Annotated in this window: 24 protein-coding genes; 17 read left to right on the top strand and 7 right to left on the bottom strand. The window is 71.9% G+C overall.

Annotated elements, in window-relative coordinates:
• Window positions 1–9: 9 nt before the first annotated feature.
• Window positions 10–2,751 carry a pyruvate dehydrogenase (acetyl-transferring), homodimeric type gene (aceE, locus tag AC1VWI_RS16030; RefSeq protein WP_499511689.1) on the bottom strand — a complete coding sequence of 914 codons (2,742 nt, stop codon included), beginning with the start codon at window positions 2,749–2,751 and terminating at the stop codon, window positions 10–12.
• Between the two features lie 406 nt (window positions 2,752–3,157).
• On the opposite strand from aceE, the gene AC1VWI_RS16025 reads away from it, so the two are divergent.
• From AC1VWI_RS16025 to AC1VWI_RS16000, 6 genes are all read left to right on the top strand, one after another.
• Entirely contained in the window at window positions 3,158–3,598 is a 441-nt protein-coding gene (locus tag AC1VWI_RS16025; RefSeq protein ID WP_026250565.1) for a DUF3052 domain-containing protein, read from the top strand.
• Between the two features lie 138 nt (window positions 3,599–3,736).
• A complete protein-coding gene (locus AC1VWI_RS16020) occupies window positions 3,737–4,195 on the top strand; it encodes a peroxiredoxin (protein ID WP_499511688.1) in 459 nt (152 codons plus the stop codon).
• 73 nt (window positions 4,196–4,268) lie between these two features.
• Window positions 4,269–4,844 (top strand): TerD family protein, encoded by a 576-nt coding sequence (locus AC1VWI_RS16015; protein ID WP_499511687.1) that lies wholly within the window; start codon window positions 4,269–4,271, stop codon window positions 4,842–4,844.
• A gap of 62 nt (window positions 4,845–4,906) precedes the next feature.
• Complete coding sequence (locus tag AC1VWI_RS16010; protein ID WP_499511686.1) at window positions 4,907–5,482, top strand: TerD family protein; 576 nt, start codon at window positions 4,907–4,909, stop codon at window positions 5,480–5,482.
• 16 nt (window positions 5,483–5,498) lie between these two features.
• Complete coding sequence (locus tag AC1VWI_RS16005; RefSeq protein WP_499511685.1) at window positions 5,499–6,641, top strand: DUF475 domain-containing protein; 1,143 nt, start codon at window positions 5,499–5,501, stop codon at window positions 6,639–6,641.
• An 82-nt stretch (window positions 6,642–6,723) separates the two neighbouring features.
• Complete coding sequence (locus AC1VWI_RS16000; protein WP_499511684.1) at window positions 6,724–7,455, top strand: TerD family protein; 732 nt, start codon at window positions 6,724–6,726, stop codon at window positions 7,453–7,455.
• A gap of 25 nt (window positions 7,456–7,480) precedes the next feature.
• On the opposite strand, the gene AC1VWI_RS15995 is transcribed toward AC1VWI_RS16000, so the two are convergent.
• Complete coding sequence (locus AC1VWI_RS15995) at window positions 7,481–8,407, bottom strand: TerD family protein (protein ID WP_499511683.1); 927 nt, start codon at window positions 8,405–8,407, stop codon at window positions 7,481–7,483.
• A 228-nt stretch (window positions 8,408–8,635) separates the two neighbouring features.
• Here AC1VWI_RS15995 and AC1VWI_RS15990 point away from each other — a divergent pair, with 228 nt between their 5' ends.
• The 3 genes from AC1VWI_RS15990 to AC1VWI_RS15980 are packed head-to-tail and all read left to right on the top strand — an operon-like array spanning window position 8,636 to window position 13,094.
• Window positions 8,636–9,802 carry an HpcH/HpaI aldolase/citrate lyase family protein gene (locus AC1VWI_RS15990; protein WP_499511682.1) on the top strand — a complete coding sequence of 389 codons (1,167 nt, stop codon included), beginning with the start codon at window positions 8,636–8,638 and terminating at the stop codon, window positions 9,800–9,802.
• 29 nt (window positions 9,803–9,831) lie between these two features.
• Window positions 9,832–12,270, top strand: a complete 2,439-nt coding sequence (locus tag AC1VWI_RS15985) for a phosphoribosyltransferase (RefSeq protein ID WP_499511681.1) — start codon at window positions 9,832–9,834, stop codon at window positions 12,268–12,270.
• Entirely contained in the window at window positions 12,267–13,094 is an 828-nt protein-coding gene (locus AC1VWI_RS15980; protein ID WP_499511680.1) for an HAD family hydrolase, read from the top strand. The genes AC1VWI_RS15985 and AC1VWI_RS15980 overlap by 4 nt, the downstream gene beginning before the upstream one ends.
• Here AC1VWI_RS15980 and AC1VWI_RS15975 read toward each other — a convergent pair.
• On the bottom strand, window positions 13,075–13,719 hold the full coding sequence (locus AC1VWI_RS15975) for a nucleoside/nucleotide kinase family protein (RefSeq protein WP_499511679.1): 645 nt from the start codon (window positions 13,717–13,719) through the stop codon (window positions 13,075–13,077). The genes AC1VWI_RS15980 and AC1VWI_RS15975 overlap by 20 nt on opposite strands.
• A gap of 22 nt (window positions 13,720–13,741) precedes the next feature.
• On the opposite strand from AC1VWI_RS15975, the gene AC1VWI_RS15970 reads away from it, so the two are divergent.
• The 3 genes from AC1VWI_RS15970 to AC1VWI_RS15960 all read left to right on the top strand — a co-directional run bounded on the left by AC1VWI_RS15970 (window position 13,742) and on the right by AC1VWI_RS15960 (window position 15,931).
• Complete coding sequence (locus tag AC1VWI_RS15970) at window positions 13,742–14,401, top strand: O-methyltransferase (protein ID WP_499511678.1); 660 nt, start codon at window positions 13,742–13,744, stop codon at window positions 14,399–14,401.
• A 20-nt stretch (window positions 14,402–14,421) separates the two neighbouring features.
• Window positions 14,422–14,646: an FmdB family zinc ribbon protein gene (locus AC1VWI_RS15965; RefSeq protein WP_499511677.1), complete on the top strand. Its 225-nt coding sequence runs from the start codon at window positions 14,422–14,424 to the stop codon at window positions 14,644–14,646.
• Between the two features lie 61 nt (window positions 14,647–14,707).
• Window positions 14,708–15,931 carry a phosphotransferase gene (locus AC1VWI_RS15960; protein ID WP_499511676.1) on the top strand — a complete coding sequence of 408 codons (1,224 nt, stop codon included), beginning with the start codon at window positions 14,708–14,710 and terminating at the stop codon, window positions 15,929–15,931.
• 37 nt (window positions 15,932–15,968) lie between these two features.
• Here AC1VWI_RS15960 and AC1VWI_RS15955 read toward each other — a convergent pair whose 3' ends face one another.
• The 3 genes from AC1VWI_RS15955 to AC1VWI_RS15945 form a co-directional block, all read right to left on the bottom strand.
• Complete coding sequence (locus AC1VWI_RS15955) at window positions 15,969–17,210, bottom strand: hypothetical protein (RefSeq protein WP_499511675.1); 1,242 nt, start codon at window positions 17,208–17,210, stop codon at window positions 15,969–15,971.
• 90 nt (window positions 17,211–17,300) lie between these two features.
• Complete coding sequence (locus AC1VWI_RS15950) at window positions 17,301–18,068, bottom strand: DUF4097 family beta strand repeat-containing protein (protein ID WP_499511674.1); 768 nt, start codon at window positions 18,066–18,068, stop codon at window positions 17,301–17,303.
• 223 nt (window positions 18,069–18,291) lie between these two features.
• Entirely contained in the window at window positions 18,292–19,713 is a 1,422-nt protein-coding gene (locus AC1VWI_RS15945) for a family 2B encapsulin nanocompartment shell protein (protein WP_499511673.1), read from the bottom strand.
• Between the two features lie 522 nt (window positions 19,714–20,235).
• Here AC1VWI_RS15945 and AC1VWI_RS15940 point away from each other — a divergent pair.
• Window positions 20,236–20,904, top strand: coding sequence for a DedA family protein (locus AC1VWI_RS15940; protein ID WP_499511672.1), 669 nt, complete (start codon window positions 20,236–20,238; stop codon window positions 20,902–20,904).
• A gap of 120 nt (window positions 20,905–21,024) precedes the next feature.
• Window positions 21,025–21,699 (top strand): hypothetical protein, encoded by a 675-nt coding sequence (locus tag AC1VWI_RS15935; RefSeq protein ID WP_499511671.1) that lies wholly within the window; start codon window positions 21,025–21,027, stop codon window positions 21,697–21,699.
• A 40-nt stretch (window positions 21,700–21,739) separates the two neighbouring features.
• Here AC1VWI_RS15935 and AC1VWI_RS15930 read toward each other — a convergent pair whose 3' ends face one another.
• Entirely contained in the window at window positions 21,740–22,021 is a 282-nt protein-coding gene (locus tag AC1VWI_RS15930; protein WP_499511670.1) for a DUF2087 domain-containing protein, read from the bottom strand.
• A 160-nt stretch (window positions 22,022–22,181) separates the two neighbouring features.
• On the opposite strand from AC1VWI_RS15930, the gene AC1VWI_RS15925 reads away from it, so the two are divergent.
• The 3 genes from AC1VWI_RS15925 (at window position 22,182) to AC1VWI_RS15915 (ending at window position 23,352) form a co-directional block, all read left to right on the top strand.
• Complete coding sequence (locus tag AC1VWI_RS15925; protein ID WP_499511669.1) at window positions 22,182–22,388, top strand: hypothetical protein; 207 nt, start codon at window positions 22,182–22,184, stop codon at window positions 22,386–22,388.
• A 36-nt stretch (window positions 22,389–22,424) separates the two neighbouring features.
• Entirely contained in the window at window positions 22,425–22,754 is a 330-nt protein-coding gene (locus AC1VWI_RS15920; protein ID WP_499511668.1) for an antibiotic biosynthesis monooxygenase family protein, read from the top strand.
• A 91-nt stretch (window positions 22,755–22,845) separates the two neighbouring features.
• The gene (locus AC1VWI_RS15915) at window positions 22,846–23,352 is read left to right on the top strand and encodes a hypothetical protein (protein ID WP_499511667.1); all 507 of its coding nucleotides are present in this window, start codon (window positions 22,846–22,848) and stop codon (window positions 23,350–23,352) included.
• The last annotated feature ends 13 nt before the right edge of the window (window positions 23,353–23,365 follow it).

Below are 23,365 nucleotides of genomic sequence, written 5' to 3'. Positions count from 1 at the left end.
ACGACGGCGTTACGCGTCGCCGCCCGCGGCGCCGGGGTCGGCGGCGGCGACGTCGAGCAGCTGGTAGCGGTCGATCGCCTGCTTCAGCACGGAGCGGTCGATCTTCCCCTCCTTGGCGAGCTCGGTGAGCACGCCGAGGACCACCGACTGGGCGTCGATGTGGAAGAACCGGCGCGCCGCGCCACGGGTGTCGGCGAAGCCGAAGCCGTCGGCACCGAGGGACTGCCAGGTGCCCGGCACCCAGCGGGAGATCTGGTCCGGGACGGCCCGCATCCAGTCCGAGACGGCCACGAACGGGCCCTCGGAGCCGCTGAGCTTCTGCGTCACGTACGGGACGCGCTGCTCCTCCTCGGGGTGGAGCAGGTTGTGCTCCTCGGCCTCGACGGCGTCGCGCCGCAGCTCGTTCCAGGAGGTCGCGGACCACACGTCGGCCCGGACGTTCCACTCCTCGGCGAGGATCTTCTGGGCCTCCAGCGCCCACGGCACGGCCACGCCGGACGCCAGGATCTGCGCCGGGATCGCGCCCGCCTCGGCGGTCCGGTACCTGTACAGGCCCTTGAGGATGCCCTCGGTGTCCACGCCCTCCGGCTCGGCCGGCTGCACGATCGGCTCGTTGTAGACGGTGAGGTAGTAGAAGACGTCCTCGTTCGCCTCGGGGGTCCCGCCGTACATGCGGCGCAGACCGTCCCTGACGATGTGCGCGATCTCGAAGCCGAACGCCGGGTCGTACGCGACGACGGCCGGGTTGGTCGAGGCCAGCAGGTGCGAGTGGCCGTCGGCGTGCTGCAGGCCCTCACCGGTGAGGGTGGTGCGGCCCGCCGTGGCGCCGAGCACGAAGCCGCGCGCCAGCTGGTCGGCCATCTGCCAGAACTGGTCGCCGGTGCGCTGGAAGCCGAACATCGAGTAGAAGACGTAGACCGGGATCAGCGGCTCGCCGTGCGTGGCGTAGGAGGACCCGGCGGCGATCAGCGAGGCGGTGCAGCCCGCCTCGGAGATGCCGTCGTGCAGCATCTGCCCGGTCGGGGACTCCTTGTACGCCAGCAGCAGCTCGCGGTCGACGGACTCGTACGTCTGGCCCAGCGGGTTGTAGATCTTGGCCGACGGGAAGAGCGAGTCCATGCCGAAGGTGCGGTACTCGTCGGGGGCGATCGGCACGAAGCGCTTGCCGATCTCCTTGTCCCGCATGAGGTCCTTCAGCAGCCGGACGAAGGCCATCGTGGTGGCGATCGTCTGCTGGCCGGAGCCCTTGCGGGTGCCCGCGTAGGCCTTGTCGTCCGGCAGTGCCAGCGGCTTGGCGCGCACGACGCGGGTCGGGACGTAGCCGCCCAGGCCCTTGCGCCGGTCGTGCATGTACTGGATCTCCTCCGAGTTCCGGCCCGGGTGGTAGTACGGCGGGGCGCCGGACTCCAGCTCCTTGTCGGAGATCGGCAGGTGCAGCCGGTCGCGGAAGCGCTTGAGGTCGTCGACCGTCAGCTTCTTCATCTGGTGGGTCGCGTTGCGGCCCTCGAAGTTCGGGCCGAGCGTCCAGCCCTTGACGGTCTGCGCCAGGATCACGGTCGGCTGGCCCTTGTGCTCGCGGGCCGCCTTGTACGCCGCGTAGATCTTGCGGTGGTCGTGGCCGCCGCGGCCCAGGTGCAGGACCTGGTCGTCGGTGAGGCCCTCGACCATCTTGCGCAGCCGGTGGTCGTCACCGAAGAAGTGGTCGCGGATGTACGAGCCGGTCTCGGTGGCGTAGGTCTGGAACTGGCCGTCGGGCGTGGTGTTGAGCTTGTTCACCAGCACGCCGTCGCGGTCCTGCGCGAGCAGCGGGTCCCAGGTGCGGTCCCAGATCAGCTTGATGACGTTCCAGCCGGCACCGCGGAACTGCGACTCCAGCTCCTGGATGATCTTGCCGTTGCCGCGCACCGGGCCGTCGAGCCGCTGCAGGTTGCAGTTGACGACGAAGGTCAGGTTGTCCAGGCCCTCACGGGCGGCCAGGGACAGCTGGCCGAGCGACTCCGGCTCGTCCATCTCGCCGTCGCCGAGGAAGGCCCACACGTGCGACTGCTCGGTGTCGGCGATGCCGCGCGCCTGCAGGTAACGGTTCATCCGGGCCTGGTAGATCGCGCCCAGCGGGCCGAGGCCCATGGAGACGGTCGGGAACTCCCAGAAGTCCGGCATGAGCCGCGGGTGCGGGTAGCTCGACAGGCCGTACGGCGCCTTGGACTTCTCCTGGCGGAACGCGTCGAGCTGGGTCTCGGAGAGCCGGTCCAGCAGGAAGGCACGGGCGTACACGCCGGGGGAGGCGTGGCCCTGGAAGAAGATCTGGTCCCCTCCCTTGCCGTCGTCCTTGCCCCGGAAGAAGTGGTTGAAGCCCACGTCGTACAGAGAGGCGGAGGAAGCGAAGGTGGCGATGTGCCCGCCGACGCCGATACCCGGACGCTGCGCCCGGGACACCATGACCGCCGCGTTCCAGCGGGTCGCGTTCAGGATGCGCCGCTCGATGTCCTCGTTGCCGGGGAAGAACGGTTCGTCCTTGGTCGCGATGGTGTTGACGTAATCCGTGCTGCGCATCTCGGGCACGGCAACCCGCCGCTCGCGGGCTCGCTCGATCAGGCGGAGCATGAGGTAGCGGGCGCGCTCGCGTCCGCGCTCGTCGATGGCGGCGTCAAGCGAGTCGAGCCATTCCGCCGTCTCCTCGGGATCGAAATCCGGGACCTGGCTGGGAAGGCCGCCAATGATGATCGGGTTGCGATCTGATCCGGAAGCCACGCTATTCCTTCGCTTCTAGGGTCTTGCTCTGCTGGGTCGCGCCGCCTCCATCGTGTACCGCGCGTTCGGGATACGTCATCTCTACTGAGTGGTAACCACCACTAAGTGAGACAGACCCCTCTTCCAGACCCTCTTGAGGCTCTCGCATGGCTGTCCGGCGGCCGTACGACCAAACCGCAACTCTACGCCCACTCGGACGTACGACCGACCGCAACCCCGATTCGGGAGAAACCCTGGCATAGTGGAGTGAGCCACGTCACCCCTCACGGTTCGGGTTGCGGTGACACGTCAACGTTTGGGCGGGATGGGCGGCTGGGTACTTGCGCGATCCGCCGCGCCCGTGTGGACTACCGCCCATAACCCCGCACAGGAGCGGGAAGACAACCCCCATGACAGGAGGCAGAGCGTGAGCGCGACCGCGGGCCACGCGGAGGAGCAAACCAACCCGGCGAGCCGGCTTGGTTTTGAGCCCGGACAGGTGGTCCAGGAGCTCGGCTACGACGATGACGTCGATCACGAGCTCCGTGAGGGTATTGAGGGGATCACGGGCGAAGAGCTCGCGGACGAGGAGTACGACGACGTCGCCGACGGCGTCATCCTCTGGTTCCGTGATGATGACGGCGATCTGACCGACGCCCTGGTCGACGCCACGTCCGCCATCGATGAGGGCGCCCAGATCTGGCTCATGACCCCGAAGACCGGCCGTGACGGGCACGTCGAGCCGAGTGACATCGGAGAGGCCGCGCAGACCGCCGGCCTGGCTCAGACCAGCAGTGTCAACGTCTCCAAGGACTGGACCGCCAGTCGACTGGTGACCCCCAAGACGGCGAAGGCCGGCAAGCGCTGAGGCGTTCCTGACCGGCACCGCGCCCCCGTGACCGAGCGTCGCGGGGGCGCCTCGCATTGCCCCGGCGGGGCGGTGCGAGACTGGCCGCGGGGCCCGCGCCGCGGGTCCCGTCACCGTCACCGGAGAGGTGTGTCCACCATGGCGCTCGCCGTAGGCGAAAAGGCCCCCGACTTCGAGCTGCGGGACCAGCACGGCCGGACCGTGCGGCTGTCCGACTTCCAGGGCTCCAGGAACGTCGTCCTGCTCTTCTTCCCCTTCGCGTTCACCGGGGTCTGCACGGGCGAGTTGTGCGCGCTCCGCGACGAGCTCCCGGCCTTCCAGAACGACGAGGTCCAGCTGCTCGCGGTCTCCAACGACTCGATGCACACCCAGCGCGTCTTCTCCGAGCAGGAGGGCCTGGAGTACCCGCTGCTGTCCGACTTCTGGCCGCACGGCGAGGTCTCCCGGGCCTACGGCGTCTTCGCCGAGGACAAGGGCTGCGCGGTGCGCGGCACCTTCGTCATCGACAAGGAGGGCGTGGTCCGTTGGACCGTCGTCAACGGCCTGCCGGACGCCCGTGACCTGAACGAGTACGTCAAGGCGCTCGAAGCCCTGTAGTCCTGGGGAACCGGGTACTAACCTCAGGGCGTTGATCCTGATACGAGCAGCACGCGATGACATGGGAGGACTCGTGGGAGTCAGCCTCAGCAAGGGTGGCAACGTATCGCTGACGAAGGAGGCCCCCAACCTCACGGCCGTCATCGTCGGCCTCGGCTGGGACGCCCGCACCACCACGGGCGCGGACTTCGACCTCGACGCCAGTGCCCTGCTCACCGGCACGGAGGGCAAGGTCCTCTCCGACCAGCACTTCGTCTTCTTCAACAACCTCAGGAGCCCCGACGGCTCCGTGGAGCACACCGGCGACAACATCACCGGTGAGGGCGAGGGGGACGACGAGCAGATCAAGGTGAACCTGGCCGGCGTGCCGGCCGAGGTCGCCAAGATCGTCTTCCCGGTGTCGATCTACGACGCCGAGAGCCGGCAGCAGTCGTTCGGCCAGGTCCGCAACGCCTTCATCCGCGTCGTCAACCAGGCCGACGACAAGGAGCTGGCCCGTTACGACCTCACCGAGGACGCGTCGACCGAGACGGCGATGGTCTTCGGCGAGCTGTACCGGCACGGCGCGGAGTGGAAGTTCCGGGCCATCGGCCAGGGATACGCGTCCGGCCTGCGCGGCATCGCGCAGGACTTCGGCGTCAACGTCTGATTCGCCGGGGCCTCGCGGTCCGCGTCCGGCGGACCGCGAGCCCCGCGGGGGAGGAGAACAGCATGGGCGTGACGCTCGCCAAGGGGGGCAACGTCTCCCTCACCAAGGCCGCACCCAATCTGACCAACGTGCTGATCGGGCTCGGCTGGGACGCGCGCTCCACCACCGGGGCGCCCTTCGACCTGGACGCCAGCGCGCTGCTGTGCGGCTCGGGCCGGGTGCTCGGCGACGAGTACTTCGTCTTCTACAACAACCTCAAGAGCCCGGAGGGCTCGGTCGAGCACACCGGCGACAACCTGACCGGTGACGGCGAGGGCGACGACGAGGTCCTGCTGGTGGACCTGTCGGCCGTGCCCGAGCGGGTCGACAAGATCGTCTTCCCGGTCTCCATCTACGACGCCGACGCCCGCGGCCAGACCTTCGGCCAGGTCAGCAACGCCTTCATCCGGGTGGTCAACCAGACCGACCAGAGCGAACTGGCGCGCTACGACCTCTCCGAGGACGCCTCCAGCGAAACGGCGATGATCTTCGGAGAGCTGTACCGGTACGGCGGCGAATGGAAGTTCCGAGCCGTTGGCCAGGGGTATGCATCAGGCCTCCGGGGCATCGCCCTAGACTTTGGGGTCAACGTTTCGTAAAGGGATTGGATATCCAGTGCTCCTCCGAACTTTCGGCTGGTCGTTCGGTGTCACCGCCGCCGGCCTCGCCCTCGCCGGTTTCCTGTGGGGTGCGGAGGGGCTTGCCCTCGTCGCCATCCTGTCGGTGCTGGAGATCTCGCTCTCCTTCGACAACGCGGTGATCAACGCCGGCATCCTGCGGAAGATGAATGCCTTCTGGCAGAAGATCTTCCTCACCATCGGCATTCTGATCGCCGTCTTCGGCATGCGCCTCGTCTTCCCGATCATCATCGTGTCGATCACGGCGAAGATCGGGCCCATCGAGGCCATCGACCTGGCGATCAACAACAAGGAGCAGTACGAGCACCTCGTCACGTCCGCGCACCCGGCGATCGCCGCGTTCGGCGGGATGTTCCTGTTGATGATCTTCCTCGACTTCATCTTCGAGGAGCGTGAGCACAAGTGGCTCGCCTGGCTGGAGAAGCCGCTCTCCAAGCTCGGCAAGCTCGACACGCTCTCCGTGGTCGTCGCCCTGGTCGCCCTGCTGATCACCGCCACCACGCTCGCCACCGACGTCTCGCACGGCGGCGGCGACAAGTCCTCCACGGTGCTGCTCGCCGGGATCGGCGGCCTCATCACGTACCTCGTCGTCGGCGGCATCTCGAGCTACTTCGAGGACAAGCTGGAGGACGAGGCCGACGAGGCCGACGAGGAGCTCGAGGAGCGGAGCTCGGGCGGCAAGCCGGCCGGCAGCGGCGCCTCGGCCGTGGGCCTGGCGGGCAAGGCGGCGTTCTTCCTCTTCCTCTACCTGGAGGTCATCGACGCGTCGTTCTCCTTCGACGGCGTCATCGGCGCGTTCGCGATCTCCAACGACATCTTCATCATCGCCCTCGGCCTCGGCATCGGTGCGATGTACATCCGGTCGCTCACCGTGTTCCTGGTCCGCAAGGGCACCCTGGACGACTACGTCTACCTGGAGCACGGCGCGCACTACGCGATCGGCGCGCTGGCGGTCATCCTCCTGGTCACCATCAAGTTCGAGATCAACGAGGTCATCACCGGCCTCATCGGCGTCGTCCTGATCGGCGCCTCCTACTGGTCGTCGGTGGTGCGAAACCGCCGTCTCGGGGAAAGCTCCGAGCAGCGGGACGACAAAGCGGAGGTGACGAGCGGGGTCTGACCCCCGTCTCGTCACGACATTCGGGTCACGCCGCCCCCCGCCGACCGGCGGGGGGCGGCCTGCGTGCAGGGGACGGACGGACATGTGGAACTTCCTGCGGCCGAGCGGCGGCTTCAACGCGCAGTTCGACATGGCGAACGCGCACACCATCGAGCTCACCAGGCGGCACCAGGTCGTCTCGCTGTCCAAGCAGGGCGCGGCCGTCGGCAACCTGCGCATCAACCTGTCCTGGCAGATGCGCACCTCCGACACCGGCGGCTGGAACCAGCGCAGCGGCTCGTGGCTGAGCCGCCAGATGCACCTGTTCAAGCCGGAGCCCGTGCAGGCCGCCGGCCCCGCCATGGTCAACGTCGACCTCGACCTGGCATGCATGTACGAGCTGGCCGACGGCACCAAGGGCGTCGTCCAGCCGCTCGGCAACTTCCTGGGCGACCTCGACGCCCCGCCGTACATCCAGATGACCGGTGACGACCGTTTCGGCGGCTCGTCCGGCGAGACGCTCTACCTCAACCTCGACAAGCGCGACGAGTTCAAGCGCATGCTCGTCTTCGTCTACATCTACGACGGCACGCCCGCCTTCGACCGCACCCACGCCAAGGTGGAGATCTTCCCCAGCTCGGGCCCGCGGATCGAGATCCTGCTGGACGAGCGCGAGCCGCAGGCCCGCTCGTGCGCCGTCGTGCTCATCGAGAACAGGAAGGGCGACCTGACCGTGCGCCGTGAGGTGAAGTACGTCTACGGCTTCCAGGCCGAGCTCGACCGGCTGTACGGCTGGGGCCTGCAGTGGGGCCGCGGCTACAAGACCAAGGTCTGACCGCGCGGCCCCCTGCCGGGCCCGCTCAGCGGCGTTCCTGGAACTGCGGGCCCATCGGCGGCAGCCGGAACCCCTGCATCGGCTGCGGATAGCCGTACGCGGGGGCAGGAGCGGGAGCGGGGGCCGCCGCGGTCGGCGCGGGCTGCTGCGGCGGGTAGCCGTACGCGGGGGCCGCCACCGTCGGCTGGGGCTCCTGCGGGTAGCCGTACGCGGGGGCCGCCACCGTCGGCTGCGGCTCCTGCGGGTAGCCGTAGGCGGGCGGCGCCGTGGGCTGCGGCGGCACCGGCGCGGGGGCCTGCAGGGTGTACGCGTCGGGCGGCTCGGTGGTCAGGACGGTCGGCGGCACGGGCTGCGGCACCGAGGCCGCCTCGCCCTCCGGCCGCGGCGGCGGCGCCTCGTCGAGGTCGCCCTCCTCGACGGTGATGCCGAACTCGGTGGCGAGCGCCTCCAGCCCCGAGGCGTAGCCCTGCCCCAGCGCGCGGAACTTCCAGCCACCCGCCCTGCGGTACAGCTCGCCGCAGATCAGCGCCGACTCGTCGCCGGTGTCCGGGACGACGTCGAAGACCGCCAGCGGTTCCGCGTCGGAACCGGCGGCCGTGTCGTAGAGCAGCACCGTCAGGTCGGAGACGAGGGCGAAGGGGCCGCCGTCCGCGGAGGCCGCGACGACCACCCGGTCCACGCCCGCCTCGAGTGCGGCCAGGTCCACCTCGATGGCGTCCGTCAGCCCGGCCGGCTCGCTGCGCTTGGGCAGGTGCCGGGCGGCGCCGCCCGGGTGCCGGGGCTGGTTGTAGAAGATGAAGTCCTCGTCCGAGCGCACCTGGCCGTCCGCACCCAGCAGCAGCGCCGAGGCGTCGACGTCCGGCACACCCGCCCCCGGGCTCCAGCGGAGCACCGCCCGCACCCCCGAGGCCGTCACCGGGATGTTGGAGCCCTTCACCATCGCCTGCGTCATGCGCGTAATCCTGCCCTCCCGGGGGCCGCGCCCACAACGCGGGGCGTACGGCGGGTGCGCCGGCGGGGAAAGATGGGGACAGGGCGACACGTACCGGACCCGAGGGGGTTACCTGATTTTCACGTACGCCGGGAACGTCCGCAGGGGGCTCGCACGTACGATAATCGGCCACGGCGTCGGGGGACGCTTCCCACCTCTCTCCAACCACCACCTGCCACGGGGGAAAGCATGCGCCACTTCGGGCACCTCGCGCCGGACGTACGGAACGAGCTCTTCCACCGGGAGCCCGCCGAGTTCACCGCGGCCTCGTCGGCCGGCACGCTCGCCGTCGCCCTCGGCGCCACCCTCTACTGCCCGGCCACCCGGTCGAGGCTCGCCGACGACGTGCTCAAGCAGGCCGCCCGTGGTGTGGTGTCGATGGTGCTGTGCCTGGAGGACTCCATCGACGACCGGGAGGTCGAGGCTGCGGAGGAGAACCTGGTCCGCCAGTTCGGCGATCTCGCCCACCGGATCCCCGACGGCGACCCCCCGCTGCTCTTCATACGGGTCCGCACCCCCGGCCAGATCACCGACCTCGTGCGCCGGCTCGGCGACGACGTGTCCCTGCTCTCCGGATTCGTGCTCCCCAAGTTCACCGAGGAGTCCGGGGTCCCCTTCCTGGAGGCCCTCGCCGCCGCCGAGGCGGACTGCGGGCGGCGGCTGTACGCGATGCCGGTCCTGGAGTCCCCGCAACTGCTCCACCTGGAGACCCGCACCGAGACGCTGTACGGCATCTCCCGGACCGTCGACAAGTACCGCGACCGCGTGCTCGCGCTGCGGCTCGGCGTCACCGACTTCTGCTCCGCCTACGGGCTGCGACGCTCGCCCGACATGACCGCCTACGACGTCCGCATCGTCGCCTCGATCATCGCCGACGTGGTCAACGTCCTCGGGCGCGCCGACGGCACCGGCTTCACCATCACCGGGCCGGTCTGGGAGTACTTCAAGCACTCCGAGCGCATGTTCAAGCCGCTGCTGCGGCAGAGCCCCTTCGTCCCCGAGGCCGTCGACCTGCGCGAGGCCCTCATCCAGCGGGACATGGACGGGCTGCTGCGCGAGATCGAACTGGACCGGACGAACGGCCTGCAGGGCAAGACCTGCATCCACCCCTCGCACGTCCAGCCCGTGCACGCGCTCAGCGTCGTCTCCCACGAGGAGTGGAGCGACGCCGTCGACATCCTGCACGAGGACCGCAGCGGCGGGGGCGTGCTGCGCTCGGCCTACACCAACAAGATGAACGAGGTGAAGCCGCACCGCGCCTGGGCCGAGCGCACCGTGCGGCGCGCCGAGGTCTTCGGCGTGGCGCGTGAGGAGATCGGCTTCGTCGAGCTGCTCTCCGCGTGCGTGCCGTCGTGACCGGCAACGAGAGGGAGAGTGCCGAAGGCATGGCAGTGGAGCACGTCTGGTCCGGGCAGTGGGTCGCCGACCGGCTCGGGGTCACCCTGCGGGGGGACGGCCTGAGCGGTCTGCTCGGCCTCGCCCTGCGCCGCAACCCCAAGCGGGCGCACCTGCTCGTCTCCAACGTGCTGGGCAAGCACGTGCCGCAGCGTCCGCACGTCGTCTACGACGCCGGGTACGGGCTCGGGGTGCGCGTGCGGGAGCTGCTGGGCGAGGACGAGGCGGCCCGGGCCGTGGTGCTCGGCTACGCCGAGACCGCGACGGGCCTCGGGCACGCCGTGGCCGACGGCGTCGGCACCGCCCCGTACCTGCACTCCACGCGGCGCCCGGTCCCCGGGACCGAGCCGGTCGGCGGCTTCGAGGAGGAGCACAGCCACGCGACCTCGCACCTGCTGCTGCCCGAGGACGCCGGCCTGCTGGCCGGGGACGGGCCGCTGGTGCTGGTCGACGACGAGTTCTCCACCGGCCGGACGGTGCTCAACACGGTGCGGGCGCTGCACACCCGCTACCCGCGCCGCCGGTACGTCGTGGTCGCCCTGGTCGACATGCGCTCGGAGGCCGACCGCGCACTGCTCGCCGGGTTCGCGGCGGAGCTGGGCGCGGGCGTCGACGTCCTCGCCCTGGCCTCGGGCACGGTCGTCCTCCCGGACGGGGTGCTGGAGCGCGGCCGGGCACTGGTCGCCGCGCACGGCGCCGCCGAGCCCGCCCGCCCGGCCGCGGGAGCGGCACCCCGGCGGGTGCACCTGGACTGGCCCGCCGGGCTGCCCGACGGCGGCCGGCACGGCTTCACTCCCGCGCACCGCGCGCGGCTGGAGGCGGCGCTGCCCGCGATGGCGGCCCGTCTGGCGGAGGGCCTGCGCCCGCCCGGCGACGGCGACGGCGCCGGGGACGCCCCGGCACCCCGCGTCCTCGTGCTCGGCAACGAGGAGCTCATGTACGCCCCGCTGCGGCTGGCCCGGGCACTGCAGGACGCCCTGCCCGCCGCGGAGGTGCGGTTCTCCACGACGACGCGTTCCCCGGTCCTGGCCGTGGACGACCCGGGGTACGCGATACGCACCCGGATCACCTTCCCCGACCACGACGACCCGGCGGACGGCCCCGGCGAGCGCTACGCGTACAACGTGGCGGGCGCGGGCTTCGACGCGATCGTCGCCGTCGTGGACAGCGCGGGCGACACGCCCGCCCTGCACGCCCCCGGAGGGCTGCTCGCGCAGCTCGCCGGACACACCGAAAGGCTCCTGCTGGCCGTGGTCCCCTCGTACGAACCCCGCCCGCCCGCCCCGACGCTCCCGGAGCCGCTGCGCGGGCCGGCGTTCTCCTCGTACGCGCCCGACGAGGTCGGCTGGCTGCTGAAGGACCTCTCCGAGACCGAACTGGAGGCGCCGACCGAGGAGCGCGAGGAGGCGATCCAGAGCGGCGGGGCGCACTACGCGGAGTCGCTGCCCGTGGAGTACCAGCCCAGCGCCGAGTACCAGGAGCTGTTCCGGGTCGCGCTGGCGGAATCCGCGGGCCGGATCGCCCGCGCCGTCGGTGCCGTGACCGAACTGGTGCTCGCCGAACGCGGACCGGACGCCGTCCTGGTGTCGCTGGCCCGGGCGGGCACCCCGGTCGGCGTGCTGATGCGCCGCTGGGCCCGGCACGCGCACGGCCTGGACCTGCCGCACTACGCCGTGTCCATCGTCCGCGGCCGGGGCATCGACACCACCGCCCTGCGCTGGCTGGCGGAGCACCACGACCCCGCGCGGGCGGTGTTCGTGGACGGCTGGACCGGCAAGGGCGCCATCACCCGCGAACTGGCCGACGCCGTGGCCCCGTACGGGGGCTTCGACCCGGAGATCGCGGTGCTCGCCGACCCCGGCTCGTGCGTCCGCACCTTCGGCACCCGCGACGACTTCCTCATCCCGTCCGCGTGCCTGAATTCCACGGTCTCCGGCCTCGTCTCGCGCACCGTGCTGCGCGCCGACCTGATCGGCCCCGACGAGTTCCACGGCGCCAAGTTCTACCGCGAGCTGGCCGGCTCGGACGTCTCCGGCCTCTTCCTGGACGAGGTCTCGGCCCGCTTCGCCGCCGTGACCGACGAGGTCGCCCGGGACCTCAAGGAGCTCCAGGCCGGCGACCGCACGCCCACCTGGGAGGGCTGGGCCGCGGTCGAGCGGATCAGCGAGGAGTACGGGATCGGGGACGTCAACCTGGTCAAGCCGGGCGTCGGCGAGACCACCCGGGTGCTGCTGCGCCGCGTGCCGTGGCGGGTGCTCGCCCGGCGCGGCGCGGGACAGGACCTGGCGCACATCCGGCTGCTCGCCGAGCAGCGCGGCGTCCCGGTGGAGGAGGTGGACGACCTGCCGTACTCGTGCGTCGGGCTGATCCACCCGCGCTTCACCCGGGGCGCGACCGGAACGGACGGCAAGGCGGTGGAGGCCAAGTGAAGCAGCGCCCCGAGATCGTGAAGTCCCTCGTCGCCAGCGACCTGGACCGCACCCTCATCTACTCGCCGTCGGCCCTGGCCCTGTCCATGGCCGACGAGGAGGCGCCGCGGCTGCTGTGCGTCGAGGTCCACGAGGGCCGGCCGCTGTCCTTCATGACCGAGAACGCCGCCGCGCTGATCCAGCGGCTCGCGGCCGCCGCCGAGTTCGTCCCGGCGACGACCCGCACCCGCAAGCAGTACCGGCGCATCAACCTCCCGGGCCCCGTGCCCCGGTACGCGATCTGCGCCAACGGCGGGCACATCCTGGTCAAGGGGCACACCGACCACGACTGGAACGCCGAGATGCGCCGCCGCCTCGACGAGGGTTGCGCGCCGCTGGCCGAGGTCCGCGAGTTCATGGCCCGCACCTGCGACGAGACCTGGCTGCGCAAGGAACGCGTCGCCGAGGACCTGTTCGTCTACCTGGTCGTGGAGCGGTCGCTGTTGCCCGAGCGCTGGGTGAAGGACCTCGCCGAATGGGCGGAGGAGCGCGGCTGGACGGTCTCGCTGCAGGGCCGCAAGGTCTACGCCGTGCCCAAGCCGCTCACCAAGTCGGCGGCGCTGGCCGAGGTCGTCCGCCGTACCGGCGCCGACCACGTGCTCGCCGCGGGCGACTCCCTCCTGGACGCGGAGCTGCTGCTCGCCGCTCACACCGCCTGGCGTCCCGGCCACGGTGAACTCGCCGACACCGGCTGGGGCGCGCCGCACGTCGACGCGCTGACCCTGCCCGGCGTGGCGGCGGGGGAGGAGATCCTGCGCCGGATGCTCAGCGTGGCGCGCCGCTGACACCGCCGGTCCGCACCACCCGTGTGCACGCGCTGCGCGTCGCCTCGACGCGCAGCGCGTTCGGCCGTTCGCTGGCCTCGATGAAGGCCCGGGCCTCCGCCTCCGTGCGACCGCCCGTCACATGCCGGGCCAGCAGCCGGTCCTCACGCACCTCGGGTTCGGCCTCGACGAACCACAGCTCGTCCAGCAGGTCCCTGACCTCGTGCCAGCCGGCGCCGTCGTCGGCCAGGTAGTTCCCCTCCGTCACCACCAGCCGGGCCTGGGGGAGTACGGCGATCCCCGCCGCGACCGGCTCGTCGAGGTCCCGGTCGAAGTCCGGCGCGTAGACGGCGCGGCCCTGCCACGAGCGCAGCCGCCGCAGCAGGTGGACGTAGCCGTCCACGTCGAAGGTCTCCGGCGCGCCCTTGCGGCCGCGCAGTCCGAGCCGGTCGAGCTGGGCGTTGGAGAGGTGGAAGCCGTCCATCGGCACGTACGCCGCCGTACCCGCGCCGAGCCGTGCGTCGACCCCCGCCACCAGCGAACGGGCCAGGGTCGACTTGCCCGCCGCGGGCGCGCCCGCCAACCCCAGGAGCACCCGCCTGCCTGGCATGCTGGGCACCAGGGCGAGGACGTCATCCACGTACATGCCGCCACCTTAAGGAGCAGCCGTGCCCGAGACCAAGAACCCGCAGCTCACGCCCGAACTGTACGCGTATGTCCTCGAGCACAATCCGCCCCTGGACCCGGTCCAGGAGGAACTGGTCGAGATCACGCGCACCCGCTTCGGTGACGCGGCGGGCATGCAGTCGGCGCGCGAGCAGGGTCCGCTGCTGGCCTTCCTGGTGCGGCTGACCGGCGCCCGGCAGGTCGTGGAGGTCGGTACCTTCACCGGCTTCTCCGCCCTGTCCATGGCGCAGGCGCTGCCCGCGGACGGGCGCCTGATCGCCTGCGACATCTCCGAGGAGTGGACCGCGGTCGCCCGGGAGGCCTGGGCCAAGGCCGGTGTCGCCGACCGCGTGGACCTGCGGATCGCGCCCGCCCTGGACACGCTGCGGGCGCTGCCGCGCGATCCGTGGATCGACCTGGTCTACCTCGACGCCGACAAGGGCAACTACGTCAACTACTGGGAGGAGCTGGTGCCGCGGATGCGGCCCGGCGGGATCATCGCCGCCGACAACACGCTCTTCCACGGACGGGTCGTGGACCCGCGCGCCACCGGTGACACGGCGGGGATCCGGGCGTTCAACGACCGCGTCGCGGCCGACGGGCGCGTCGAGGGGCTGCTGCTGACCGTGGCGGACGGACTGACCCTGGCGCGCAAGCTGTGAGCCGTGGTTAATCTGTGCCCATGCCCCGTTACGAGTACCGCTGCCGCTCCTGCGGCACCACGTTCGAGCTGAGCCGCCCGATGGCGGAGTCCGCCGCGCCGGCGGAGTGCCCCGCCGGGCACGACGACACGGTCAAGCTCCTGTCGACGGTCGCGGTCGGCGGCACCGCCGCCGCCTCCGCGGCGGCCGCCCCCCGCCCGGCCGCGGGCGGCGGGGGCTGCTGCGGCGGAGGCTGCTGCGGCTGACGGGCCGCGACGGGGCCGGATGACCCTCGCGGGACGGCGCCCCGCGCGTGACACTGCCGGGGTGACGCAGCAGCAGGCGGCAGGACGCGTGGTCGACGTCGTGGTGACGTACGACGGCGAACGGCTGGGCGGATACGGCCCCTTCACCGTCGCGGCCCCTTGGTGGTGCGACGTCACGGAGGTCGTGGCACGCCTGGAGGCCCTGCTCGGCGTGCCCGTGGCCGTGCTGCGGCTGGTCGCGGTCGAGGGCGGTGAAGGCGGGCGCGACGGCGCGGTGACGTACCACGCCGAGGCACTGCGCAGGCCGCCCGACGGAGTGCCGCTCGGGCCCGCGGGCCGCGGCGGCGACCGTGCGCTCCCGGGCCCGGAGGAGCTGCGGGCCGACTGGGCGACGGCGCCGGGCCTGCGCGAGGCCCTGGCCTGGGCGCACGGCGTGCTGGGCGGTGGCACGGCCGAGCAGGTCAGGACGTGGAACCTGTCCGGGCTGTTCCGCATGACGACCGGCGACGGCCGCACGGCCTGGCTGAAGACGACCAGCCCCCGCTTCAACGCCTGCGAGGCCACCGTCATCGGGCTCTTCGCCGCAGTGGACCGGGCGTTCGTCCCCGAGGTCCTGGCGGCGGACACCCCGCGGCGGAGGGTGCTGCTCGGGCACGTGCCCGGCGACGACTGCCGGCGGGCCGCCCCGCAGGTCGCGGCGGCCGCCGCGCGGCGGCTGGCGTCCGCCCAGGCCGCGCTCGCCACGAAGACGGCGCCCGCCGGGCTGCCCGACCGCACACCACGGACCCTGGCCGCCCGGGTGCACCGGCTGCTGGACGGCCAGGCCGGCCGTGAACTCACCCCGGCGGAGCGGACCCGGGCCCGCAGGCTGGCCGGGCGACTGCCCGCGCTCGTCGCGGACTTGGACGCCTGCGGGCTGCCGCACACCGTCGTGCACGGTGACTTCCACCCGGGGAACTGGCGTTGCGACGGGCGGCGCGTCGTCATGGTGGACTTCGCCGACAGCCACTACGGCCACCCCGTCCTCGACGGCCTGCGACCAAAGGGGTTCCTCGACCCACGCAGTTGGGAGGCCGCCGCCGAGGCCTGGGTCCTGACCTGGTCGGCACTGCTGCCCGCGGCCGACCCCCGGCGGGCGCTCACGGTGGGCGAGCCGCTGGCGCATCTGCTGTACGCCGTCCGCTACCAGGAGTTCCTGGACAACATCGAACCGAGCGAGCGGGTCTACCACGAGGGCGACCCCGCCGCCGAGATCCGCGCCGCGCTGTCCTGCGCCGGGCGGTAGTGGCGGTGGCTGGGCGCCGGTGGCCCACCGCGTACGGCTAGCGTCCCGAGGCACGGTCCTCGCGGATCGCGGCGACGACCCGGGCCGCCATGTCGCGCACCGCTGCGGTCTCGGTGAGGAAGTGCCACCAGTCGGGGTGCCGGCCCTGGAGACCGTCGACGGCGCGGTCGAGCCGGGCGACGGCCTCGTCGAGGGGGCGCGCGTGCCGCTGCTCAGGTGTCGTACGGCCCTGCATGGCGAGCCGCTGGGCGTCCCGGACGGCGAACCGGGTCCGCTCGATCTCGCCGTGCGGGTCCTTGCTGACCTCGTTGAGCCGCCGCAGCCGGTCGCCGGCCGCGGACACCGCCGCGTCGGCGTCGTCGAGCAGCGCCCGCACCGTGCCGAGCAGGGCCGTCGCGTCCGGCCAGCGCTGCTCGTCGCGGGCCTTCGCCGCCTCCGAGAGCTTCTGCTCCGCGCGGCCCACGGCCTCCGTCGCCCGCTCCGGCACGTGCTGCAGGTCCTGCCAGCACGCCATGCTGAACCGGCGGCGCAGCTCGCTCAGGACCGGATCGACGCCCTCCGTGCGGGTCGCCAGGGCCTGGGTCCGGGTCCGCAGCGACACGATCCGCTTGTCGATCTCACGGGCCCGCTCGGGCAGGCGTTCGGCCTCCGCGCGGATGGCCTCGGCCGTGCGCAGCACCTCGTCGGCGCGCCGGATGGTCTCCTGCACGCCGTGCGTGCCGGCGCCCTGGTTGAGCTTGGTCAGCTCCGGGCCGAGGGCCGCCAGCCGGGCCGCGAGGTCGTCGGCGCGAAGACCCGATGCCCGTACGGCGTCCAGCGCGTTGGACGCGGCGAGCAGGGCCTGGCGGGCCCGTTCGACGGCGGGGGCGAGGCGGGCGAGCTGGGTCTCGGCCTTGTCCAGCAGCGGGCCGAGCCCACGCGCGAAGGCGTCCAGGTCGGTCCTGGCGCGGACCAGGTCGTCCTTCGCCTTGGTGAGCTCGGTACGGGCGCGGGCCGCGGTGGCGGCCTCCAACTCGTCGCGGTCCAGGTCGTAGGCGTCCACCGCCGCGATGTAGGCGGCGCTGACCTGGTCGATGCGCTCGCCCAGTGCCCGGAAGTCATCGCTCGCGCGCCGCGCGGCGGGGGAGCTGTCGACGGCGGTGATGGTCTCTATGGAGATCACCAGGTCGCGCTGGGCGGTGTCCAGCTCGTAGAACGCCTCGGCGGCGGCGTCCTTCGCGGCCTGGGCGTCGGCGCGCAGGTTGTCCCCGCGCCGCCACCACGAGCGTGCCGTCGTCACAGTCGCCCTCTCCCGCAGGTCCGCCGCCGGTGGTTGTCCGCTCCAGTCTCCCACCTGGCTGGGACGAATACACGGGCCGGGCGGTTGCGGTCAGCGGCCGGCTTCCGTGACGCTCACCGAGCCGTCGCCCGTACGGACCGTCACGACGTGGCCGCTGGTGTCGTCGCGGGGGACGTCCACGCTGACGTGCCCGTCGCCGGAGCGTGCGGAGACCTTGTAGCTCTGGTGGGGCAGCACGACGCTGACCCGGCCGTCGCCGGTCGTCGCCTCGACGAGGTCGGGCACCTTGTCGAAGGCCAGCTTCACCGAGCCGTCCGAGGTGTGGGCGCTGACCTCGCGGGAGCGGATGCCGCCGGCGTCGATCCGGCCGTCGCCGCTGGAGAGCCGGAGCGGGCCGGTCACGTCCCGGACGACCACCGAGCCGTCGCCCGTGGTGAGCTCCAGCGGGGTGCTGAAGCCGCTCGCCTCCACGCTGCCGTCGCCGTTGACCACCGTCAGGCGGACCCCGCGCGGCACCAGCACCTCGTGGCGCACCGAGCAGTCCTGCACGGCGCCCTGGCACTTGGTGCGGAAGGTCAGGGTGTGCCCGTGCATCGACCAGGTGGCCTTCGGCGTGTCGCCGAACACGGCCCAGCCGTCGAACCACCGGGTGACCTGGATCTCGTCCACGTCGGCCGGTTTCACCACCACCTTGCTGTCGGAGGAGTCGATGGTCAGTTCGTTCCCGTCGAGCGCGAAGCTCTTGCGCTCCGGCTCGCTGTCGTCGGAGGCGTTCGCGCAGGCGGACGCCGTACCGATCAGTGCCACGACGCCCGCGGCGGCGGCGAGGGTCCTCAACGTGCGGGTGCTCTTCGTCATACCCAGGACGCTACGGAGCGTCCGATGTGCCCGGAATCAGGCCGCCCACCGGAAGCGGGGTGGGGAAAACCCCCGCCCCGCCCGGGGGTTCGGAGGGCCGACGGCCGTGCTCGTGGCGGACGGTGCGGGGCGGCCGGGGCCGCCCGCCCCGCCACGAGCACGCGCCGCCGCTCCCGGAGGCCGCGTGCGCGCTGGGGCCAGGCTCCGGGCCTAGGCTCCGGGCCTAGGCTCCGGGACGCGTGATCTCCACGTTCTCCAGGACGCCGAGGGCGTCGGGGACGAGGACGGCCGCCGAATAGTAGGTGCTGACGAGATAGGAGATGATCGCCTTCTCGTCGATCCCCATGAAACGCACCGAGAGGCCCGGCTCGTACTCGTCCGGAATTCCCGTCTGGTGCAGGCCGATCACGCCCTGGTTGTCCTCGCCGGTGCGCATCACCAGGATCGAGGTGGTGTTCTCCCGGGAAATCGGGATCTTGTTGGAGGGGAGGATCGGGATTCCGCGCCAGGACGGCACGTGGTGGCCGTGGAAATCGATGGTGTGCGGTACCAGACCGCGGCTGTTGAATTCCCTTCCGATGGCCGCGATGGCCCGCGGATGGGCCAGCAGGTACTGGGCGTTGCGGCGCCGGCTGATCAGTTCGTCGAGGTCGTCGGGGGTGGGCGGTCCGGAGTGCGTGGTGATGCGCTGCCGGTAGTCGGCGTTGTGCAGCAGCCCGAACTCCCGGTTGTTGAGCAGTTCGTGCTCCTGCCGTTCGCGCAGTGCCTCGACGGTCAGCTTCACCTGCTGCTCGACCTGGTTGTAGGGCTGGTTGTACAGGTCGGCGACGCGGGTGTGGACCTTCAGCACGGTCTGCGCGACGCTCAGTTCGTACTCGCGCGGGGAGAGGTCGTAGTCCACGAAGGTGCCGGGCAGGTCAGGTTCCCCGACGTGGCCCGAGGCCAGTTCGATGGCCTTCTCGCCGTACTTGTTCTGCGCCTGCTGGGTGCCGGTGACGAAGCCCGCGACGTGCTCGCGCAGCCCGTCGGCCTGCTGCATGACGGCCTGGAAGGCCTGGCGCGGCAGGGCGAGCACGGTGACGGCGGTGGCCGCCCTGGCGGTGTAGTCCCAGGTGCTGTCGGGGCCGGCCAGCCCTTCGGAGCCGAAGTGGTCGCCGTCGGCGATGCTGCCGATCACGCCCTGGCCGTCCCACTTGGCCGGGGCCAGCTTGTCGATCCTGCCGTGGGCGACGAGGAAGACGTGGTCGGCCGGCTGCCCGGCGGCCACGAGCGTCTCCCCGGCCGTGAACTCCCGTTGCTCGAACTGCCCGGCGAGCGCGGTCAGCACCGCGTCGTCGGCGAAGCCGCGCAGCAGCGGCAGTTCGCCGAGCTCCGCCGGGATCACCCGGACCTCGGAGCCGGTCTGGACGAAGTCCACCCTTCCGTCGCCCACCGAGTAGCTGAGCCTCCGGTTGACCCGGTAGGCGCCGCCGGCGGCCTCGACCCACGGCAGCACCCGCAGCAGCCACCGCGATGTGATTCCCTGCATCTGCGGCGTGGATTTGGTGGTCGTCGCCAAATTCCGCGCGGCAGCGGTGCCCAGACTCCGCTGGGACTGGCCGTTCTCCGTCGCCGCCTCCGACGCGACACCCGGCTCAACCGTCATGGATGGTCCTTCCCTTGCGGCCCGATGGCCCACGCGCACAAAAGCGTGGATTAGGCAATCAATTCACGGTGAAACGAGGTTTCTCGTGCGGTGGTTCCCCCTGCCTTCTGCCGCTTTCCTCTCGGAAGCTACCCACCGGGTGGAGCGCCCTGCACTCACTCATTCGGGTGAGCGTGGTGTTCCGGGCCCGCCGGAGTGGGCCGGCCGGTCGCGGGCGTACGCATGTGCGAGGGCGGGTGCCGGATGCCGGAGGGCCGAATGCGTGGCATGTCCATGATGTGGGCCGGAGGCTGAGCGGAACATCTCGTTCCGGGGACGTTCTGTCGTCCCTCCCGGTTAATCGCGTGCTATTCCCGATCGTCACCATCGAAGATGAGGAAAACGTCACGCGCCCCGAGGGGATCACAGGAGCATGGCTGGCGTACGCTGTACGGCTGAGAGCGGATCGCAGAAGAACCGCTTCTGCGTGATACCGCCTCACACCTCGGTGGCGCCGCGCACTCGCAGGGAGAGGAGGACGCGGTGTTCATCGGAGCAGGTTCCCTGTTCGATTCACCGTGGATCTACGCCCTGGTAGCCGCCTCCATCGTGCTCGACGTCTTCCTGCCGGTGATGCCGAGCGGCGTCCTGCTGATCTCGGCGGCCACGGCCGGCACCGCCGCCGGCGGCAACGACATCCTCGACGTGCTCGCCCTGTTGCTCTGCGCGGCCGTCGCCTCCACCCTGGGCGACCTGGCCGCCTACCGCCTCGCCTGGCGCGGCGGTGAGTGGATCGACCAGCACGTGGCGCACTCCCGCCGGCTGTCCACCGCCCAGGAGATCCTGGGTGCCGTCCTGTCCCGCGGCGGTGGCGCGCTCGTCGTGCTCGCCCGCTTCGCCCCGGCCGGCCGCTCCGTCGTCAGCCTCACCGCCGGCGCCGCGCACCGCCGCATCCGCGAGTTCCTGCCCTGGTCGGCGCTGGCCGGCCTGGCCTGGGCCGCGTACAGCGTGGGCCTGGGCTACGCGGGCGGCCAGTGGCTCGGCGCCGGCTGGCTCGGCACCGCCACCTCCGCCGTCGCGCTGGTCGGCTCCGGCTCCCTCGCCGCGTACGTCTTCCGCCGGGAGCGCCGCGCCCAGACGGTCGTCCCGGTGACGCTGCCCGCACAGGCCGCGGCCACGCCCGAGCGGGCCGCCGTCGCCGAGGCCCGCTGAGCCGCACCGGTCCGCACCCCGGGTGGGCGCCGCCGATGGGCGGCCCCGCACGAGCCGTGACAGCATCGGTACGGACAGAAACCGGTCTGGGGGGCCAACGGACGGATCGGAGACCCCCCGATGCGACTCGGACCGCTCACCGGCCTGGCCGCCGTGATCCTCGCCGCCGTCTCCTACGCGCTCCAGGGGGACACCCCGGGGATCGGCAGCTCGGGGGTCGCGGTCAGGGCGTTCTACCTCACCCACGACACGCGGCAGGGCGTCGGCCTGTACCTGCTGCTCGTCGCGGGACTCTTCCTGGTCTTCTTCGCCGGCTACCTGCGGCACGTCCTGGCCACGTCCGACCGCACCGGCTGGCTGCCCCAGGTCGCCTTCGCCGGCGGCATCCTGGCCGCCCTCGGCTTCTGGATCAGCGCCGGGCTCACCCTCAGCCTGGTCGAGGCCAGCGACCGGGCCCTGGTCGGCGGCGGCGCCCTCCAGGCGCTCAACGCCCTCGGCAGCGACCTGTTCATGCCCATCCTGGCCGGGATCGGCGTCATGCTGCTCGGGGCGGGGCTGGCGATCTCCCGCGGCGACGGCGACCCGCTGCCGCACTGGCTGGGCTGGGTGGCCTTCGTCCTTGGCGTGCTGATGTTCATCCCGTACGCCGGCTTCATCGGCCTCGGGCTGGCCGGGCTGTGGGTCATCGCCGTGTGCGTGGTCCTGCTCGCACCGGGGCAACGGCAGGGCACGCCGGGCGGTCCCGGCCCGGCCGCTCCCGGTCCCGGTCAGCCGCGGGACAGCGCCGGCCGCTGAGCCCGCCGCGCAGCGGTCTCCGGCCGCCCGGGGCCGCGGCTCAGCGCGTCCTGCGGTACGCGGTCCCGTCCGCCGACCGCTCCAGCCAGCCGCCTTCCACCAGGTAGCGGCGGAGGGCCGCGCAGTCCTCGTGCACCGTGCGCAGCGCCTCGTTGACCTCGCGCTCGTGGTAGTCCCGCCCGGGCCGGAAGAGGGTCTCGGTCAGATGCCGCAGCAACTGCTCGCGCCGCGCCACCCGGCGCGGGATGACCGTGAGCCGCCCCTGCGAGAACAGGGCCGACACCGCATGCGCACCGCTCTCGGACACAGCGCACTCCTCCATGCTCGGGACGACACATTCCGCCGGGCAGCGTGACACGCGGGGCTGACCGGGGGCACGCGAATTTCCCCCCGATCGAACTCTCACGGACCGCGGTCCTCGTTCGGCCAACTGCGTTACTTGGCCACCTAACCTACGGTTCCGTAGGTTACGGTTCCGTAGGTTGGTCGCGGTCGTAAGGGACGACGGCCGCACGGCTGTATCGGAGGCCGAGTTGAGCCAGGCGAACGACGGATCGGGCAAGCCGCAACCCTTTCTGGAGCTGCGAGTCGGAGGACTCCACCTGACAGTGCAGCACGTGCCGTACAAGTTCCTCACGCTGCTGGTCACCGCGGGTGGTGCACTCGGCGCGTGGTTCGCGGCCCGCTAGGCGGGCGATGCGCGTGCGCTGAGGCAGGATGGACGTATGAGCGTCGTCAAGATCAACGTACTGACCGTCCCGGCCGAGCAGCGCGAGGTCCTGGAGAAGCGGTTCGCCTCACGGGCGGGCGCCGTGGAGAGCTCGGACGGCTTCGAGTGGTTCGAGCTGCTGCGCCCGGTCGAGGGCACCGACCAGTACCTCGTGTACACGCGGTGGCGCAGCGAGGAGGACTTCAGCAACTGGATGTCCGGCCCGATGCAGGCCGCGCACCGCGAGGGCGGCGAGGGCGGTGCGGAGCGGCCCAGGCCGGCCGCCAGCGGGTCCACCCTGTGGTCCTTCGAGGTCGTCCAGCAGGCCGCGCCGAAGCAGGCCTGACCCCGCGCGGCGCCCCGTGCCCGCGGGGCGCCGCCCTCCGGCCCGGGAAACCGCCTTGCCGTCCGCGATCACCGCACGTCAGGCTGCGACCATGGACCGGCCGCTGCTCTTCCTCGACGTCGACGGCCCCCTCAACCCGTACGCGGCCAAGCGCACCCGGCGGCCCGAGGGCTACACCACGCTGCGGGTGCCGGCGCCCGGCGTCTCCGCCCGCCCGCTGCGGGTGTGGCTCAACCCCGCGCACGGCGAGGCGCTGCTCGGGCTGGGTTTCGACCTTTGCTGGGCCACCACCTGGATGGCGGAGGCCAACCGCTGGATCGCGCCCGTCATCGGCCTGCCCGAGCTGCCGTACGTCGACTTCGGCGCCGCGCTGTTCGCGCACCGTCCCGACCTCGTGCACTGGAAGACCGAGGCGCTCGTGGCGTACGCCGCCGGCCGCCGCTTCGCCTGGGTCGACGACGAGCAGGGCCCCGCCGACACGGACTGGGTCGCCACCCACCACCCCGGTCCGGCACTCCTGCACCACGTCGACCCGCGTGTCGGCCTGCGAGAACCCGACTTCACCGCGCTCGCCGCCTTCGCCGCGTCACCGCGGTGACCGTCCCGGTCCC

The organism is Streptomyces sp. TOM-9 (assembly GCF_056858595.1).
Note: the sequence above shows the minus strand (reverse complement) of the source record. Positions and strands in the feature narration are given on the sequence as shown.